This is a genomic window from Streptomyces sp. NPDC056835, assembly GCF_042789485.1.
GTDB lineage: Bacteria > Actinomycetota > Actinomycetes > Streptomycetales > Streptomycetaceae > Streptomyces.
In genome coordinates, this window is the sequence record NZ_JBHUBB010000111.1 from 1 (window position 1) to 1056 (window position 1056).

Sequence of the window (1056 nt, forward strand, 5' to 3'; positions counted from 1 at the left end):
TGAGCTTGGGGTGGCCGCAGAGACCAGCGAGAAGCGACTGTTTACTAAAAACACAGGTCCGTGCGAAGCCGTAAGGCGATGTATACGGACTGACGCCTGCCCGGTGCTGGAACGTTAAGGGGACCGGTTAGTCAATCTTCGGGTTGGCGAAGCTGAGAACTTAAGCGCCAGTAAACGGCGGTGGTAACTATAACCATCCTAAGGTAGCGAAATTCCTTGTCGGGTAAGTTCCGACCTGCACGAATGGCGTAACGACTTCTCGACTGTCTCAACCATAGGCCCGGTGAAATTGCACTACGAGTAAAGATGCTCGTTTCGCGCAGCAGGACGGAAAGACCCCGGGACCTTTACTACAGTTTGATATTGGTGTTCGGTTCGGCTTGTGTAGGATAGGTGGGAGACTGTGAAGCTTGGACGCCAGTTCAGGTGGAGTCGTCGTTGAAATACCACTCTGGTCGTGCTGGATGTCTAACCTGGGTCCGTGATCCGGATCAGGGACAGTGTCTGATGGGTAGTTTAACTGGGGCGGTTGCCTCCTAAAGAGTAACGGAGGCGCCCAAAGGTTCCCTCAGCCTGGTTGGTAATCAGGTGTTGAGTGTAAGTGCACAAGGGAGCTTGACTGTGAGACCGACGGGTCGAGCAGGGACGAAAGTCGGGACTAGTGATCCGGCGGTGGCTTGTGGAAGCGCCGTCGCTCAACGGATAAAAGGTACCCCGGGGATAACAGGCTGATCTTCCCCAAGAGTCCATATCGACGGGATGGTTTGGCACCTCGATGTCGGCTCGTCGCATCCTGGGGCTGGAGTCGGTCCCAAGGGTTGGGCTGTTCGCCCATTAAAGCGGTACGCGAGCTGGGTTTAGAACGTCGTGAGACAGTTCGGTCCCTATCCGCTGCGCGCGTAGGAGTCTTGAGAAGGGCTGTCCCTAGTACGAGAGGACCGGGACGGACGAACCTCTGGTGTGCCAGTTGTTCTGCCAAGGGCATGGCTGGTTGGCTACGTTCGGAAAGGATAACCGCTGAAAGCATCTAAGCGGGAAGCCTGCTTCGAGATGAGG

At 55.9% G+C, this 1056-nt stretch carries 1 rRNA gene; it reads left to right on the top strand.

What is annotated here, in order from left to right:
• Positions 1-1056 (top strand): 23S ribosomal RNA (locus tag ACFRMN_RS38905); the annotation flags it as partial.